This is a genomic window from Sulfurovum aggregans (assembly GCF_055385215.1).
The window spans coordinates 1,392,020-1,409,476 of record NZ_AP042387.1 but is presented as its reverse complement, the minus strand read 5'-3'; the positions used below and the strand labels follow the sequence as shown (position 1 = coordinate 1,409,476).

11 protein-coding genes, 1 tRNA gene and 4 rRNA genes are annotated in these 17,457 nt (G+C 39.9%); 4 read left to right on the top strand and 12 right to left on the bottom strand.

Translation table 11 applies throughout. From position 1 onward, the window contains the following. Positions 1–176 precede the first annotated feature (176 nt). Positions 177–446, top strand: coding sequence for a 30S ribosomal protein S20 (gene rpsT, locus ACZ48W_RS07165; RefSeq protein WP_464827668.1), 270 nt, complete (start codon positions 177–179; stop codon positions 444–446). Between the two features lie 48 nt (positions 447–494). Further along, positions 495–1,562, top strand: coding sequence for a peptide chain release factor 1 (gene prfA / locus ACZ48W_RS07160; RefSeq protein ID WP_464827666.1), 1,068 nt, complete (start codon positions 495–497; stop codon positions 1,560–1,562). 29 nt (positions 1,563–1,591) lie between these two features. Here prfA and ACZ48W_RS07155 read toward each other — a convergent pair whose 3' ends face one another. Then, a complete protein-coding gene (locus ACZ48W_RS07155) occupies positions 1,592–2,611 on the bottom strand; it encodes an MBL fold metallo-hydrolase (protein WP_464827664.1) in 1,020 nt (339 codons plus the stop codon). A gap of 91 nt (positions 2,612–2,702) precedes the next feature. Here ACZ48W_RS07155 and ACZ48W_RS07150 point away from each other — a divergent pair, with 91 nt between their 5' ends. Then, positions 2,703–3,170, top strand: a complete 468-nt coding sequence (locus tag ACZ48W_RS07150; protein WP_464827662.1) for a hypothetical protein — start codon at positions 2,703–2,705, stop codon at positions 3,168–3,170. A gap of 69 nt (positions 3,171–3,239) precedes the next feature. Here ACZ48W_RS07150 and soxZ read toward each other — a convergent pair whose 3' ends face one another. The 4 genes from soxZ to soxC all read right to left on the bottom strand — a co-directional run bounded on the left by soxZ (position 3,240) and on the right by soxC (position 6,574). Then, positions 3,240–3,542, bottom strand: a complete 303-nt coding sequence (soxZ, locus tag ACZ48W_RS07145) for a thiosulfate oxidation carrier complex protein SoxZ (RefSeq protein ID WP_464827660.1) — start codon at positions 3,540–3,542, stop codon at positions 3,240–3,242. A 49-nt stretch (positions 3,543–3,591) separates the two neighbouring features. Beyond that, positions 3,592–4,047 (bottom strand): thiosulfate oxidation carrier protein SoxY, encoded by a 456-nt coding sequence (locus ACZ48W_RS07140; RefSeq protein WP_464827658.1) that lies wholly within the window; start codon positions 4,045–4,047, stop codon positions 3,592–3,594. A 96-nt stretch (positions 4,048–4,143) separates the two neighbouring features. Further along, a complete protein-coding gene (locus tag ACZ48W_RS07135; protein ID WP_464827656.1) occupies positions 4,144–5,280 on the bottom strand; it encodes a c-type cytochrome in 1,137 nt (378 codons plus the stop codon). After that, positions 5,261–6,574 carry a sulfite dehydrogenase gene (soxC, locus tag ACZ48W_RS07130; protein WP_464827654.1) on the bottom strand — a complete coding sequence of 438 codons (1,314 nt, stop codon included), beginning with the start codon at positions 6,572–6,574 and terminating at the stop codon, positions 5,261–5,263. The genes ACZ48W_RS07135 and soxC overlap by 20 nt, the downstream gene beginning before the upstream one ends. Positions 6,575–6,936: 362 nt before the next feature. Here soxC and ACZ48W_RS07125 point away from each other — a divergent pair, with 362 nt between their 5' ends. Then, positions 6,937–7,374, top strand: a complete 438-nt coding sequence (locus tag ACZ48W_RS07125) for an MOSC domain-containing protein (RefSeq protein ID WP_464827652.1) — start codon at positions 6,937–6,939, stop codon at positions 7,372–7,374. A 52-nt stretch (positions 7,375–7,426) separates the two neighbouring features. On the opposite strand, the gene ACZ48W_RS07120 is transcribed toward ACZ48W_RS07125, so the two are convergent. From ACZ48W_RS07120 to rrf (ACZ48W_RS07090), 7 genes are all read right to left on the bottom strand, one after another. Continuing rightward, a complete protein-coding gene (locus ACZ48W_RS07120; RefSeq protein ID WP_464827650.1) occupies positions 7,427–8,365 on the bottom strand; it encodes a DUF302 domain-containing protein in 939 nt (312 codons plus the stop codon). Between the two features lie 224 nt (positions 8,366–8,589). Beyond that, positions 8,590–10,020 (bottom strand): DUF3373 family protein, encoded by a 1,431-nt coding sequence (locus ACZ48W_RS07115; protein WP_464827648.1) that lies wholly within the window; start codon positions 10,018–10,020, stop codon positions 8,590–8,592. An 821-nt stretch (positions 10,021–10,841) separates the two neighbouring features. Next, positions 10,842–10,957, bottom strand: a 5S ribosomal RNA gene (gene rrf, locus ACZ48W_RS07110). A 157-nt stretch (positions 10,958–11,114) separates the two neighbouring features. Then, positions 11,115–13,989: ribosomal RNA gene (locus tag ACZ48W_RS07105) — 23S ribosomal RNA — on the bottom strand. Between the two features lie 330 nt (positions 13,990–14,319). Further along, a tRNA-Ile gene (locus ACZ48W_RS07100) sits at positions 14,320–14,396 on the bottom strand. A 125-nt stretch (positions 14,397–14,521) separates the two neighbouring features. After that, positions 14,522–16,033, bottom strand: a 16S ribosomal RNA gene (locus tag ACZ48W_RS07095). A gap of 1,179 nt (positions 16,034–17,212) precedes the next feature. Beyond that, a 5S ribosomal RNA gene (rrf, locus tag ACZ48W_RS07090) occupies positions 17,213–17,328 on the bottom strand. The 16S, 23S and 5S rRNA genes sit together here with 1 tRNA gene alongside, the layout of an rRNA operon. Positions 17,329–17,457 lie beyond the last annotated feature (129 nt).

Genomic DNA, 17,457 nt, shown 5'->3' with positions numbered 1-17,457 from the left:
TAAATATAATGTCTTAATTTTAACGGAACTTTAATTAAGAGTACCTCTAAACACTTTCAAAAATATTTTTTAATAATTCTTTAATGTTATTTTGGATATCATTCGCGCACTAATTTCACTCGAAATAGCTAGAAAGTACTAATCTATATTCGAGACAACACTTAAAGGAACCGACTATGGCACACCATAAATCAGCAAAAAAACGTATTTTGCAAACTGCTGTAAGAACTGAAAGAAACAGATATTACAGAACAAGAATCAAAAACATCACTAAAGCAGTACATGAAGCGGTAGAAGCAGCAGATAAAACTGCAGCGGCAGAAGCATTCAAAGTAGCAAACAGACAAATCCACTCACTAGTAAGCAAAGGTTTTATCAAAAAAACAACTGCAGCTAGAAAAGTAAGTCGTCTTCATAAAATGGTAAACAAAATCGAAGCTGCATAAGCAGTCTCGATACCCCTTCATAAACACAATCTAACATAAAGAACGCCTATGTTCAAAGAAAAACTTCAACCTTTCATCGATAGATATAACGAAATCAGCAAACTTCTAAGTTCTCCGGATATTGCCAGTGATATCAGCCGTATGACAGAACTCAGCAAAGAACAGTCAGGGCTTAATGATCTGGTAGAAAAAGCAAAACTCTACATAGAGACTGCTGATGCCATAGAAGAGAACAAAGAACTTCTGGGAGATGCCGAGCTAGGTGATCTAGCAAAAGAGGAACTCAGTGAACTTGAGCCCATGCTTCCTGCTTTGGAAGATGAGATCAAGATCCTTATGATCCCCAAAGACAGAAATGATGACAAAAACATTTTCCTTGAACTTCGAGCCGGTGCCGGAGGAGACGAAAGTGCTCTTTTTGTGGCTGATGTATTTAGAATGTACTCACGCTATGCTGAGCAAATGGGGTGGAAAGTAGAAATCGTCAGTACCAATGACGGAACTGCCGGAGGATACAAGGAACTCATTGCACAGATCAAAGGTGAGGGTGTCTACTCTCAGCTCAAATATGAAGCAGGTACCCACCGTGTTCAACGTGTTCCGGATACAGAAACACAAGGGCGTGTACATACCTCTGCCATCACTGTAGCGGTCATCCCTGAAGTAGATGATGTTGAAGTGGATATCAAACCGAATGAGATCAAGATGGATGTCTACCGTTCAAGCGGATGTGGGGGACAATCAGTTAACACTACAGATTCTGCTGTACGTTTAACACACATTCCGACAGGTATCGTTGTGGCGATCCAAGATGAGAAGTCACAACATAAAAACAGAGATAAAGCAATGAAAGTACTCAAAGCAAGGGTCTATGAAGCAGAACTTCAAAAACAACTTGATGAAACATCAAGCCAAAGAAAACTCCAGGTAGGTTCAGGGGATCGTTCTGAAAAGATCAGAACCTATAACTACCCGCAAAACAGGCTCACAGACCATCGTATAGGACTTACGCTTTATGCATTGGATGATGTAATGAACAACGGGAACTTAAAACTCGTGATTGATCCACTTATTGCACATGCACAAACAGAAGCTATTCAGGAAGCCGGACTTTAAACTTAACTACATAGCACATACGTGCTGTGTTACATATCACTCATCTCTATCTCAGCATATGCTTTACTCATATGTTTTCCCAAGACATGATCTATTGCATCCCAATCTTTGTACGCTTTAAGTCGCTCAAGTACTTTATCTTTCACTTCATAGGCTTGTTTATCATCCTCATAGGCTTTAGCTACCTCTTCTTTAACAATTTTCAGATAATTCACATAAGGATCTATTGTCTCATCTCTCTTTCCGGATCTTCCATGTCCGGGAACATATAATGTCAAGGCTTTTTGGGATTTTACTTCTTCAAGCAAAGTAATGTTGGCTAAAAGACTGGAAGAGCTGTCAAATGCACCCAAACGCCCTCTCATTACATTGTCACCCAAAAAGAGTGTTTTACTGTTCACATGCTCAATAAGAAGATCTGTATCCGTATGTGCAACTTTGGGATGTCTTACCACAAAAGTCTCTCCATCCACTTCTACTTTGTCGCCCATTTTAAGTGCTTTTGTAGGGTAGGCAAACACTTTTGTCCCCTCAAGATTCCCCTCAGTCATTCTATCCAGTATCCCGTACCACTTATCTGCCTCCCCCTCTTTGGCTACCTTGATCATATGTTCATGTGCATAGATGGTCACATGAGGGTATTTCTCTACAATGGCTTTATTGGCAAACCAATGATCACCATGTTTATGCGTATTGAAAACTGCCAAAACAGGCTTCTTGCTTACCTTTTCTATCTGTGCCAAGATCTTCTTACCTACATTATAGTTCCCGCCCGGATCAACAATGATCAGACCTGTTTTTCCCTCTATGATGGCAGGGTTATTCATAAACCCTTCATTCTCTTTGTTCGGTTCTACCACAGGTCCATGCATCACATAAACATTGCCATTGACTTTTTCAAACTTGAATGCACCATATTGACCTAAAGTAAATTCACTCTCTTTTGTTCCTGATGATGCTTTTTTTATCACCGATTTCTCTGTTTCTATCGCTTGAACTCCTGCTGCAGCCCATAATACGACCATAAACAACCCAATATACTTTTTCATATATTCTCCTAACTATCTGCTTTACAGATTATAGTGTGATTTTAGTAAATAGGCTATAATGCGCGTTATTGAATTCATAAATGGAGTGAATATGTCAGATTTTAAACAAATAGCATCCGACAACGATCTTAAAGACGTGATCAGGTCAGCATTTGACACTGATCTTTCTGTAAGCGGAGCATGGGGATACACTAAGGTCTTAGCAACAGTTATAGAGGCCAATCAGAATGATATACCACTGCCACAGTTAGAGCATATGATCACTTCCATGCGTGCATACCTTGAGATGAATATGACACAAACAAAAGAAGAGAGATACGGTAGTATTAATGTCAACAAAATATCAAGAGAACAGAGTAAAGAGGATGGGCTTATCTATGACAAAGTCACCTATGAAATTACTGCCATGAAAGAAGATACCTATGCGGCATTTATCAATGAATACAAAGAGGGATACGGTACGGAAGGGTTTGATCTGAATGGACATTTCAAAAGAAGAAAAGAGGCCACACTCACAAGAGTCGTAACACACTGGTTTGAAGTAAGTAAAACCATATAAATCACTCTTAAGTGACTTATAGAATATTACTCTATCTGACCCGAAGGTCAAGACAGATATGCAAAAAAATTATTTAATTTTTTTGCTCTCAGTAACAGTTTTTCCGGAAAGGTCTGTCCAAGTAATATCTACCATATCACCTTTTGCTGCACCTTTGAATTTAAACTTCCACTGCGGGTTCTTGGACCAGAACTGGCTTGTAGATACATCATAAACTACTCTGTCACCTACTTTAGCAGTGATATGTGTAATGAAATTTGCTTCTTTACCTTTTTTCTTCGCCTGGTCGTAAGTAAGCATATCGTGTTTAGCCATCGCTTTTACACCAATCACATCACCTTTTAGTTTTGCTTTAATTTTCATATTACCCATGATATTCCTTTATCTTTACTTTTTATTTCAAACTGTGTGAAAGGTCAAATTAACCTTCACATCCACCTTTAGCAACTTCAATAGTGATCGCACCTTTGTAGAACTTACCATCTTGACCTTCAACGATCGCAGTAATTGTACCAGAGGTTTTCATTTTGATTTTGAACATATAATCAATGATCGAATCTTTGTCTGTGTTGAATACACATACAGTCGCTTCAGGATTGGCATCCTGGAATACCGCTACTGATTTTGCAGAGAGGTCAGATTTTACTGTTACAGGGATCGCTCCACCGTTACTTGCAACTTTTGGTGCTTTTACCGTTACACCGCTCTCTTCCACCTTGATATCACCGTAAAGTGCTTTAATTGCTGCATCTACTTTATGTGCAGTCCATGTATCAGGTTTTGTCGCTCTAAAGTCAATTGTACTCAATGCACTCAAAGTCGCCGGCATTGCAGCTACTGCCATAACACCTAAACCTAAAAATTTTCTTCTGTTCATGTTGTTTCCTTAAATATAGATTTACTATGAAGCAAAAGGTTTTTACACCCTTTCCTATTATATTACAAATTTATTGTGAAGCAAATGTGAATGCTCTTATTTACTTGCACCGACCATATAGTCTACTATTTCTTTCATTTTGGCACCATCCAATGATGTTCCACCTTTTGGAGGCATTCCGTTGATACCGTTAATCGCATTAGCATAGACTTTATCCAAACCTTTTTTAAGCACAGCTTCCCATGCTTTTTTATCGCCTACTGCCGGTGCACCCATTGCATCTGTTGCGTGACATACTGCACATGATGCCTCATAAGTTTTCTTCCCCGGATGCTCAGCACCTGCACCCTCTTTTTTCGGAGGCAATTCTCTCTTTGTAGAAATAGGTGGTTCATAATCACTGATTCCTGCCCCAGAGATTCTTGCAAGTACCGGCTTACCGTCAAAACAGTTTTTCATACATCTTGTACCATTTCCGTAATTTTTAACATTATTGAAATATGCACGTGCATTATCCGGACCTTTTGGACCATCAATTTTAGGTTCAAATCCATCTTTGTTTGGCATAACGATCTTCATGAACTTCTCTTTATTCAACTCATATTCATCATCAAGTTCTTCACCGTCTATTGTCATCTCATTAATTGATAAAATATATGCAGATAATGCATAGACTTCATCATTTGTCAAAGTCATTGGTGCCGGGTGAGGCATACCTGTCTTAATGTACCACCATAATGTACTTGCTGCTGGCCAGTATGTTCCAAAAACACGTATCGGACCATCATCATCTGGACCTAATCTTTGGTTCTTAAGTGACTTTTGACCTTCATAGGCATTACCTTTTTGCAATGCAGGATATCCGGCACCTCCCGTACCAAAGTCAAAGTGACATGATGCACATTTTTCTTCATAGATTGTATCACCCTCTTCAACTGTACCTTTACCTTCCGGTAAACCTGTACCATCAGGCATTACATCAATATCCCAGGCTTTTATCTCATTAGTTGTTGGTTTTCTACCAAATGTAAATCCGCCTTTAGATGCTTTTGTATTTACATAATATGATGCTGTTTTTCCTTTTGTTACAGGATAAGTTACACCACCATCGATGACTTTTTTCCCATTTGCATAAGTATGAGATACACTTTTATCCCCTGCAAATGCAACAGTTGAAGTTGCAGCAGCAACCAGAACTGTTGATAATAATAATTTATGATAAGACTTGAACATTATTCACCTCTCCTTTTTCTGTAACTTCCCATGTTGCTATACCATTTCTGTGATATATGGATTCTACACCCATAACTTCTCTTTCCTGCTTGACAGAAGGCTGAATATGACCGGCATCATCTCTTGCACGGCTTGAAAGAAGCAGTGGTTTACCCTCATACTTATAGATATAGCTGAATCTGGTCCATGCTTTTGGCAGCACCAATCCTTTAAGACTCGCTTCAACCCAGTTCTTACCGCCGTCAAAAGAGATATCAACACCTTCGACCGTACCCATACCGCTCCATGCCAAACCTTCGATCTCAACAATGTCACCTTTTTTCAGGTCAATCCATGGTTTATCCGGACATGGTGATGTAATGATAGAGTTTACCTCATTGGCATAGAAATGCTGTATTGCTTTTCCGCTTGGCTTGAGCGCAGTATATTTTGCTGTTTCCTCTTTGGCATAGAAAGGCTCACTTGCAAATTCAAGTCTGTTAAGCCATTTAACACAAAGGTTACCTTCCCAACCTGGAACAAGCAATCTTATAGGATATCCTTGTTCAGGACGTAACGCTTCACCATTCTGTCCCCATACAATCATTGCATCATCAAGAACTTTATCTACAGGTATCGTTCTACCCATATGTGAATTGTCTGCACCCTCTGCCAACATCCATAATGCTTCTTTTTTAAGGCCAAGATCTTTAAGAATATCTTTGATGTAAACACCAGTCCACTCTGCACAACTCATCATTCCTTTGGCAAACTGAATAGAAGGGAACTGAGGCCCTCTCCACTCCGGTCCACCGTTTGCAGGACACTCAATAAAGTGAATTCTGCTTACACTTGGATATTTTTTCAACTCATCCATAGTCAATACCAGTGGCTTTTCAACCAAACCATGGATCATCAAACGATGCTCATTCGGATCGATTTCTGCAGTACCTCCATGACTACGGCTGAAGAAAAGACCATTTGGTGTTATGATACCGTGTAATTCATGAATTGGACACATTGCTATCGATGCATAGTAGTTTCCGGAAGAAAGAAGTTTTGTATTTCTTCTTGTAACATGATGCTCATATGGAGATGGTTGTCCATAAAGATTATGTGTTACAGGGAAACCGAATGTTGTCCCCCATGGTTTTTCTTCTACGATCGCAGGATCATCTTCTGCATTTATTTTTACCGGTGCCATTACACTTGCTGCTGCCAATGCACTGACCGAATACGCCGCTGTTTTTCTAAAAAAGTCTCTTCTGCTGGACTGCTGTGTTTCAGCCTGAGAAGCTTTACTTATCTTAGTCATATAACCTCCTTATTTTTATTAGTAATACTCAATTTTGGTTATAGTTAGAGTTACTATTGTGTTTGATTGTAATAGAAAACAAATTAAAATGTCAAGTAATTATTGAATAATTATCACTTTTTCTAATATATTTGTAAAATATATACAAATTATTACATTTCAAAATACATGATCAATAAAATATGTGATTATTATCAATAAAATATATGTTTTAAAAATAAATCATATATGACAGTATAATGGAGAATACTTACCTGAATATTAACAGTGATCTACTTTATATTATAAGCTGAATTTCTCATCTAATATCTAATCTTTTTATGTTAGAATAGGTACATTAATTGATAAGGATTTTTATATAAATGATACACGTAGGAAAAGTTCTGTCTCTCTATATCTCAATAAAAGAGAGTTCAACTCCCATAGCTAAAAGAGAAATAGAAGTAGATACGCAGGGAGTTATTGAAGACAAGCATTATAATAAAGATATACAGAGGTCTGTGCTAATTACATCTATTCAAAGCTATGAACTTGTTAAGAAACATCAAATCGATATTCCCTACGGTACCTTGGGTGAAAACTTATTAATAGACTACAACCCTTATCATTTGGATATAGGGACAAAACTTCAAATAGGTGATACTGTTCTCGAGATCAGTCAAAACTGTACATTATGTAATCATCTATCCAAAGCAGATAAACTGTTACCGAAATTATTAAGAAATGACAGAGGTATTTTTGGGAAAGTTATTCAAGAGGGGTCTGTAAAAGTAGGAGACAGTATCTATCTCTTGGCTTAGTTGTTTTTAACTATGCATCATGCAGGCAGTCTGCCTGCATGATTAAGTATCACTATTTTGTGATCTTTAATAACATATCTTCAAATCTCTTCTGAGCATCAAGAAGTACATCGATCGATGCTTTGTCTTCTATATTCAGTGCTGCAATCCATTTATATACATTAGGGAATGCCATATGCACTGTCTTTTCATCTTTTTTCTGATATTTATATGCTGAACAAGGAGCAAAAGCACCAGCTTCAGGATGTAGTTTTGCTACTTCATAGATCACTGCAATTTTACAGATTGAATAGACATCATAGAAAAGATACCAGTCTTTATCATGTTCGTCAAAATCATAGTTCAAGTCAGTAAATCCGGCCATCACAAATCCGTTTGGAGCCAACTGCTCTTCAAATGCTGTTTCAAAATCATCTTTCGCCTCTTCCCAGTCATCACCTTTTTGCTCAAATGTAACACGAGTGATAATATCATGTGTAGGCTTTTTCATCTTATACGGGAGAGGTACAAATTTACCTTTAGGCATAGCTGCTTTCAGTGCCTCTTCTACTTTCTTGCCCAATGCAACCATTTCCGGATTATCTTCAGGGATATTCATCATTCTAGCCATTGCTGAAGCTTCAAGAGATGAAACAGAAATGGTTTTATCTCCTTTTCTTGTATAAATAGACATACTCATAGGTGTGAAAAGTCCGATATCAGGATATTTTTCAGCCAATGCCAAAGCCGTATCTTTTCTGAATACAACCATGAGATTATAAACATCAAAAGGAGTTGTTTTAAAGTCACGCTTGAATGGAAAATTCATATCATTATTCGCCGCTATGAAAAAACCTGCTTTTTTAAATGCCTCTTCTATACTTTTTGCTGTGATCTTTCCCTCTGTATTATCGGATGTAAATACTCTAACATCATTTTCTTGAGCTGCCTCTGCCATTAGTCCGGTAGTTACCAAAAGTGCTACCATTAAACCTTTGATCATTGATTTCATTGTGTTCCTTTGTGTGTGAATAGGTTGACGCTTATCTATCGTAAAGAAAGCGCCAAAATTCTGAAGCATGTTACCATTATTCAGAACAATATAATATTATAACCAAACATCTTTTAATCCATATTTATAATTTATATTTATATAGTATAAAAAAGAAAAGTGTGTAAAATGTGGAAAGAAGTAAAGAGAGGTTAACAAAGGGGAAAACCCTTTGTTAAAGAGGATTAGAATCTGTATCTAATATAGAATCTAGCATCCTGTGCTTTTTCTACAATATAAGGCAGCATACCCTGTGCTGTCAGATCGCCGGCAGCAGCCCATGCTTTAACATCATCAATACTGTAAGAAGTTCCTGTTGTACTTCCAAAGAATCCGTTACTTCCTGTATAATCGTAATCAATAGACGTATATCTAAGTTGCGCACTTAATGATTCAGTTAACTGATATGTATAATATACTTCAAAAGCATCACCACGGGCCGCCAATTTAGAACCGATCATTGTATCTTCCGCATAGGTGAATGGTCTCCAATACTGGCTTCCATGATTAAACTCAGCACCAAGTTTTCCGCCAAGAAGAGGTACTTGTGCACCGAACCAGTATGATGTACCTGTCTCATTCTCTGAAGAACCTAGCATTGATTCACCATCATCCGGGTGTGTTTTACTCCATGCAAATGAACCAAATACTTTTGTATCTGCCAAGAAACCATCATCAGTAAGACCGTCTACCAATACAGAAAGAGCAGCACCTTCCATATCACCTACATTCTCCATTCCAGCAGTTGGATCCATAGGATCAACAACATCCGGTAAGTCAAATGCTTTGTAATATGTCGATTTTACAATATACTGACCATCATTATATGGTTCAAAGATAAATCCTGCAAGTGCAATATCATCTACTGCGCCATCAAGATTGGCATAATCTGTCGACGTACTGAATCTTGCAGCTGCATTTGTTGAACCTTGTCCCATACAAAGTTTGATTGACATACCAGGTACACCAGTAATATTGGAAAGATCAAGTTTTGAACTCAAACCGTCAAACTCAACATTGATCACATGGCCAAGTGGTGACTGTGCTGCATCATCATCTCTCAGGTTTGCAAGGAATCCGTTTGTAGACGGTCTTCTTCCTATAGAGAATGTCCAAGGAATATCTGCACCAAATGCTTTGTCTCCTAAATAAAGCCAGTATGCTTGACGTACTCTCAAATTATCATTTGTCAGTGCTTCATTCGTTACCCAGTCAAAGTTATCCATACCCCAGCCTCTAGCGCCAAAATCAGCACCAAATGCTTTATGCATAGAAAGTTGCCCTTTGAAAACATTATGACTGTCAGGTGAGTATGCCATATTTAACCAGAGTCTCATAGACATAAGATCATTCTTCCCTTGACTTGATCCATCTGCCATATCATAATTGATGTTGTCAATCGCTGTTCTTAAGTCAGCACCCCATTTGATGTTATCATTCGCATCATGTGATTTTACTTTATTGATCTTTTTATTTTGTTTCTTAAGATCCTTCTTCACCGTTGCAAGCTCTGCTTCCAATGCAGATAACTTCGCTGCAAGTGACGAGTTAGATACAGCATGCGCACTAGTCATTGCCATTGCCGCGACAAGTGACATCGTTACAATTTTTTTCATGTTTACTCCTTAAATTTATGTTTGTCCAAAAACATGTAACCCTAGTCTAAGATACAAATCCTAAGTTTACACTTAAATTAACAAAAAATTAATGAGTTTTAAAGTTATTTAATATGAAGTTATAAAAATTATTAAAGGATAATCCTTATTTGAACTAAAAATAAGAGGATATAAGAAAAAATATAAGTAGAAGTTCTAGGCTTCAAAGGCTCTTCTGTAAAAGGCGACCGGATCAAGAGAGGGGGGGAGAAACAGGGAAGTTTACAAATTTGGACAAGGAGTAAAACAAATTCTCTTGAAAGGGGATGGTCACCTTTTCTAATAACATTAGAGACGATGAGAATTAATGAGGAGTTAATCGACGATTAATCAATAGTTTTTTCATCAAGGTTTTAATAAAAACTCGTAAAGTTTTATTTACGTTTATAATTTGATTTATTCATTCCTTCTCTTCTTTGTTAATGTAACAGACAAGAAAAGAACAAAATGCAAACTGCTGACGAGTGCAATAATTATCCAATATCAAAAGGAAACCCATAAGGCAAAAAAATTACATAAGAAAGAAAGATATTTCGATCACGTCAGTTCCTTACGTTTTTTTGTTTATGCCGGGACGGTGCTTTTTTGGTTACTTTCCTTTCTTTTTCGTCGTAGTACAAAAAGCAAAAGAGGAGAGCAAGTTAAACTAAGATAAGGAAATAATAGAAAATGATAGAACATAACAGAACAATAGAAAAAAGATGAAGATAAACTGTTAAGAGTAAGTTATAATTGTAAAAAGTTGATTGATAAGTTGAAATTGAAGATAGTTAAAAAACTCAATGTGGCAGCGACCTACATTCCCACAAGCGTAGCCTGCAGTATTATCGGCGATGGGAGGCTTGACTTCCAGGTTCGGAATGGAGCTGGGTATGACCCTCCCTCTAGCCCCACCACAAAGAGAAGTAAGAACACCGTAATGTGCTTAATTCTCTCTGATTGAGTTTAGAGAAACTTAGTATTGTTAAGAGTCTAGGCGTAATGTTGTAATTACAACTTTAAGAAATACTTTCTTAATAAGTTTGCACTTAATAAGGTAGTACCTATTGAAGAATAAAGTAAATACAAACGATCTATTAGTACTGGTCAGCTAAATGACTTACATCACTTACACACCCAGCCTATCAACGCAGTAGTCTTCTGCGGATCTTCAGGGATGATTCATCTTGGAGTTGGCTTCCCGCTTAGATGCTTTCAGCGGTTATCACATCCGAACATAGCTACCCAGCGATGCCCTTGGCAGGACAACTGGTACACCAGTGGTTCGTTCACCCCGGTCCTCTCGTACTAGGGGCAACTCTCCTCAATCATCCAACGCCCACGGCAGATAGGGACCGAACTGTCTCACGACGTTCTGAACCCAGCTCGCGTACCGCTTTAAATGGCGAACAGCCATACCCTTGGGACCTGCTTCAGCCCCAGGATGCGATGAGCCGACATCGAGGTGCCAAACCTCCCCGTCGATGTGAGCTCTTGGGGGAGATCAGCCTGTTATCCCCGGCGTACCTTTTATCCTTTGAGCGATGGCCCTTCCACACAGAACCACCGGATCACTATGACCGACTTTCGTCTCTGCTCGACATGTACGTCTCGCAGTTAAGCTGGCTTGTACCATTATACTCTGCTGTCGATTTCCAACCGACATGAGCCAACCTTTGTAAGCCTCCGTTACTTTTTAGGAGGCGACCGCCCCAGTCAAACTACCCACCAGACATTGTCCTCCGCCAGGATAACTGGCGCAAGTTAGCAATCAGAATATATAAGGGTGGTATCTCAAGGATGGCTCCGCTGCAGCTAGCGCCACAGCATCAAAGCCTCCCACCTATCCTGCACAAATATATCCCAATTGCAGTGTCAAGCTATAGTAAAGGTGCACGGGGTCTTTCCGTCTTGCCGCGGGTAGGAGGAATTTTCACCTCCACTACAATTTCACTGGATCCCTGGTTGAGACAGCTCCCATCTCGTTACGCCATTCATGCAGGTCGGTATTTAACCGACAAGGAATTTCGCTACCTTAGGACCGTTATAGTTACGGCCGCCGTTTACTTGGGCTTCGATCAAGAGCTTCGCCGAAGCTAACCCCATCAATTAACCTTCAAGCACCGGGCAGGCGTCACACCTTATACATCCTCTTACGAGTTAGCAAAGTGCTGTGTTTTTGATAAACAGTCGGGAGGGACTCTTTGTTGCAACCTCTTTTGCTTTCTGGAGTAAATCCATATACAAAAGTAGGCACACCTTATTCCGAAGTTACGGTGCTAGTTTGCAGAGTTCCTTAACCAGGGTTCTTCCACGCGCCTTAGAATACTCATCTCACCCACCTGTGTCGGTTTACGGTACGGGCAACTAATAATACACTTAGAGGCTTTTCTTGGCACGACGGTATCAACGATTCTGAATCAACTCCGAAGAGCGTCATCAGCCTGTCAGGTCTCGAAAACAGCCGGCGGATTTTCCTATCCAGCTTATCTACACCCTTCGAGCCACTATTCCATCAGTGACCTCGTTTAACCCTATGCGTCCCCCCTTCGTACTAAACTATCAGTTGGTATTGGAATATTAACCAATTTGCCATCGCTTACCCCTTTCGGACTCAGCTTAGGACCCGACTAACCCTACATTGACGAGCATCGTGTAGGAACCCTTGGGTTTACGGCGAACAGGATTCTCACCTGTTTTATCGCTACTCATGCCTGCATGCTCACTTCTAGCCGCTCCACCACTCCTTACCGGTATGGCTTCAATGCTGACTAGAACGCTCTCCTACCACTTGTACTAATGTACAAATCTACAGCTTCGGTGTCTATTTTAGCCCCGTTATATTTTCGGCGCAGAATCGCTAGACCAGTGAGCTGTTACGCTTTCTTTAAAGGATGGCTGCTTCTAAGCCAACCTCCTGGTTGTCTAAGCAACTCCACATCCTTTTCCACTTAAATAGAACTTTGGGACCTTAGCTGGTAGTCTGGGCTGTTTCCCTTTCGACATAGGATTTTATCACCCTACGCCTGACTGCCATGAATTCACATGAGGTATTCGGAGTTTGACTGGGTTTGGTACCTTGGTATAGGCCCTAGCCCAATCAGTGCTCTACCCCCTCATGCTTCGAACATGACGCTATACCTAAATATATTTCGGAGAGAACCAGCTATCACTAAGTTTGATTGGCCTTTCACCCCTATCCACAGGTCATCGGAGAAGTTTTAAACCTTCACCCGTTCGGTCCTCCACTAGCTCTTACACCAGCTTCAACCTGCCCATGGATAGATCACTTAGTTTCGGGTCTACAGCAACTAACTAGCGCCCTATTAAGACTCGCTTTCGCTACGGCTTCGCGTTTGCTTAACCTTGCTAGTCACCATAACTCGCAGGCTCATTATGCAAAAGGCAGTCCATCACCCCGCATATAGCATGGGGCTCTGAATGATTGTAGGCAGATGGTTTCAGGTTCTATTTCACTCCGCTTGCCGCGGTTCTTTTCACCTTTCCCTCACGGTACTGGTTCACTATCGATCCTGGAGTAGTATTTAGCCTTGGAAGGTGGTCCTCCCATATTCAGTCAGGGTTCCACGTGTCCCGACCTACTCGAATAGTCTATGATTAGTTTTCGTATACGGGACTTTCACCCTCTGCGGTCAAGCATTCCAGCTTATTCTACTAACACCTCAAAGATTTTAGGGCTAATCCCATTTCGCTCGCCGCTACTTTGGGAATCTCGGTTGATTTCTTTTCCTGTAGGTACTGAGATGTTTCACTTCCCTACGTTCGCTCTCTCGAAAGAGTGACATGATTCGCACCATGCCGGGTTGCCCCATTCGGAAACCCGGGGATCAAAGCTTCTTGGCAGCTCCCCCCGGCTTATCGCAGCCTAGTACGTCCTTCATCGCCTCTCCTGGTCTAGGCATCCACCATCTGCCCTTAGATTAATTTACTTAATTCTAAGGTACTACCTTATTAAATGCAAAATGAACTCTTCTGTGTTTCCACGTTTGGTTCGTTTTTGTATGTTTAATAAGTCGAAGATTTCTTACGTCTTCTAAATATTGAGTTTCTTGCACATGAAAGATATTAATTTCTAAAGATAATTCTTTATAGTTAATATGTTTATGTTAAATTGTAATTTTTTGTAAAATCTGACTTAGTAAAATAAATTACTTCGTCTCGTTTTGCAACATTACGTTAGACTCTTAACAATAATAAGTTAAATAACTTTTAGACAAATGCCTAATAGAAATATTCCATAAAATACTTCTATTAAACATATGGTGGGCGTACCAGGACTTGAACCTGGGACCTCACCCTTATCAGGGGTGCACTCTAACCAGCTGAGCTATACGCCCATATGAACTAAATCAAAGACCCTAATAATCTTTGACAACCAAACATAAGTTATGATCGAACATATAAACAAACCAAGTCTTTTGATTGTGTTCATACTTTGTGAGAAGCATGAACTATACTCTTGAAAGGAGGTGATCCAACCGCAGGTTCTCCTACGGTTACCTTGTTACGACTTCACCCCAGTCGCTGATCCCACCGTGGAGGGTAGCCAGTTTAGCTTCCCCGCTTCGGGTGAAATCAACTCCCATGGTGTGACGGGCGGTGAGTACAAGACCCGGGAACGTATTCACCGTAGCATAGCTGATCTACGATTACTAGTGATTCCAGCTTCATGTAGTCGAGTTGCAGACTACAATCCGAACTGAGAACAGGTTTATAGATTTGCTCCACCTCGCGGTATCGCGTCTCATTGTCCTGCCCATTGTAGCACGTGTGTTGCCCTAGCCGTAAGGGCCATGATGACTTGACGTCGTCCTCACCTTCCTCCTCCTTGCGAAGGCAGTCTCACTAGAGTCCTCGGCCGAACCGTTAGTAACTAGTGACGAGGGTTGCGCTCGTTGCGGGACTTAACCCAACATCTCACGACACGAGCTGACGACAGCCGTGCAGCACCTGTATAAAAGCTCCCGAAGGCACCACTCCATCTCTGGTGTGTTCTAATATATGTCAAGGCTAGGTAAGGTTCTTCGCGTATCTTCGAATTAAACCACATGCTCCACCACTTGTGCGGGTCCCCGTCTATTCCTTTGAGTTTTAATCTTGCGACCGTACTCCCCAGGCGGAATGTTTAATGCGTTAGCTGCATCACCGAATAGACTAGCTACCCGACGACTAACATTCATCGTTTAGGGCGTGGACTACCAGGGTATCTAATCCTGTTTGCTCCCCACGCTTTCGCGCCTCAGCGTCAGTACTGTTCCAGAAGATCGCCTTCGCTTTTGGTATTCCTAGTTATCTCTACGGATTTTACCCCTACACAACTAATTCCATCTTCCCCTCCCAGACTCTAGTCTGACAGTTTTGGATGCAGTTCTACGGTTGAGCCGTAGGCTTTCACATCCAACTTATCAGACCGCCTGCGCGCGCTTTACGCCCAGTGATTCCGAGTAACGCTTGCACCCTCCGTATTACCGCGGCTGCTGGCACGGAGTTAGCCGGTGCTTATTCATATGGTACCGTCATTATCTTCCCATATAAAAGGAGTTTACACACCGAAATGCGTCATCCTCCACGCGGCGTTGCTGCATCAGAGTTTCCTCCATTGTGCAATATTCCCCACTGCTGCCTCCCGTAGGAGTCTGGACCGTGTCTCAGTTCCAGTGTGGCTGATCATCCTCTCAGACCAGCTAGGCGTCATTGTCTTGGTAGGCCATTACCCCACCAACTAACTGATACCATATAGTCTTATCCCTTGGCGAAAAAACATTTCCCAATCTACATTAAGTAGAAAGGAGTATGGGGTATTAGCAGTCATTTCTAACTGTTATCCCCCTCCAAGGGGCAAATTAACTATACATTACTCACCCGTCCGCCACTTAGCTGACATCCTAGTAAACTAGGACCGTTCTCGTTCGACTTGCATGTGTTAAGCACGCCGCCAGCGTTCACTCTGAGCCAGGATCAAACTCTCCATTAAAAATAGAATGGTTTGAACCATTGTCAGAATCACTTAAGTTATTCTACTTAAGTTAATTCATATCACTTTTATTATTTTAAAAAAGTGCAAAAATTAAATCTCAAATAGACGTTGATTTGTTTACTTATATTTGGTTGTCAAAGATCATTCATCAACACTCTTCCTAGCAACTCGCTAGCCGTCCATGTGTTGTTGGACGCGTATTATAGCACCGAAACTTTCCCTTGTCAAGGGTTTTTGTGAAAATATTTGAAATTCTTTAAAAATAATCACCGAAGCCCTAATATACGCTGTTATAGATAGATATTATTTATCTCTATCAAAGGGCGAAGAGCCCAACAAAATAAGGGAAGTTAAATCTAAGGGGAAAAGGCTCTTCTGTAAAAGGTGACCGGATCAAGAGAGGGAAAAACAAGGAAGTTTACAAATTTGGACAAGGAGTAAAACAAATTCTCTTGAAAGGGGATGGTCACCTTTTCTAATAACATTATAAACGATGAGAGTTAATGAGGAGTTAATCGACGATTAATCAATAGTTTTTTCATCAAAGTTTTGATCAGACTATAGTAAACAAAGCTTTTATTGTAGTTATTATTTGGTTTGTTCATGCGTTTTCTTCTTTGTTGATACGAGAAACAAGAAAACGAATCCAAAGTCAGCAAATGCGATTTTCGATAACAAAGACTTCTTTAGAAAAGAAAAAAGTACAAAGAGCTGTCATATGATGATAAAGCTGTTTGTTTGATAACTAAGAATTTCCATTTGTCATAATCAAAGACAGTTATTCCTGGACAATTGATATATGCTCAATAAATTTTCAAGACAAAGAGTGCAGCCATTAGCCAATTAAAACAGGAATAATTACCCTATATCAAAAGAAAATCCATTAGGTAAAAGAATTACCCAAGTAAGAAAGAGATTTCGATCACGGCAGTTCCTTACATTTTGTTTTTTTGGGTTCGTTTCTTTATTTATTGCATTAACAAATAAAAAAAGGAACCATAGAAAGCAAGAGAGGAGAGCAAATTAAAGTAAGATACGGAAGTTGGTGTAAAAGACAGAACAATAAAGAAATAAAGAAATAAAGAAATAAAGAAATAGATAAAAAGATAAATTATTAAGAGTAAAAGTAAAAGTAAAAGTTGATAGATTATTGTTAAGAGGTTAGATAAAAACTCAATGTGGCAGCGACCTACATTCCCACAGACGTAGCCTGCAGTATTATCGGCGATGGGAGGCTTGACTTCCAGGTTCGGAATGGAGCTGGGTATGACCCTCCCTCTAGCCCCACCACAAAGAGAAGTAAGAACACCGTAATGTGCTTAATTCTCTCTGATTGAGTTTAGAGAAACTTAGTATTGTTAAGAGTCTAGGCGTAATGTTGTAATTACAACTTTAAGAAATACTTTCTTAATAAGTTTGCA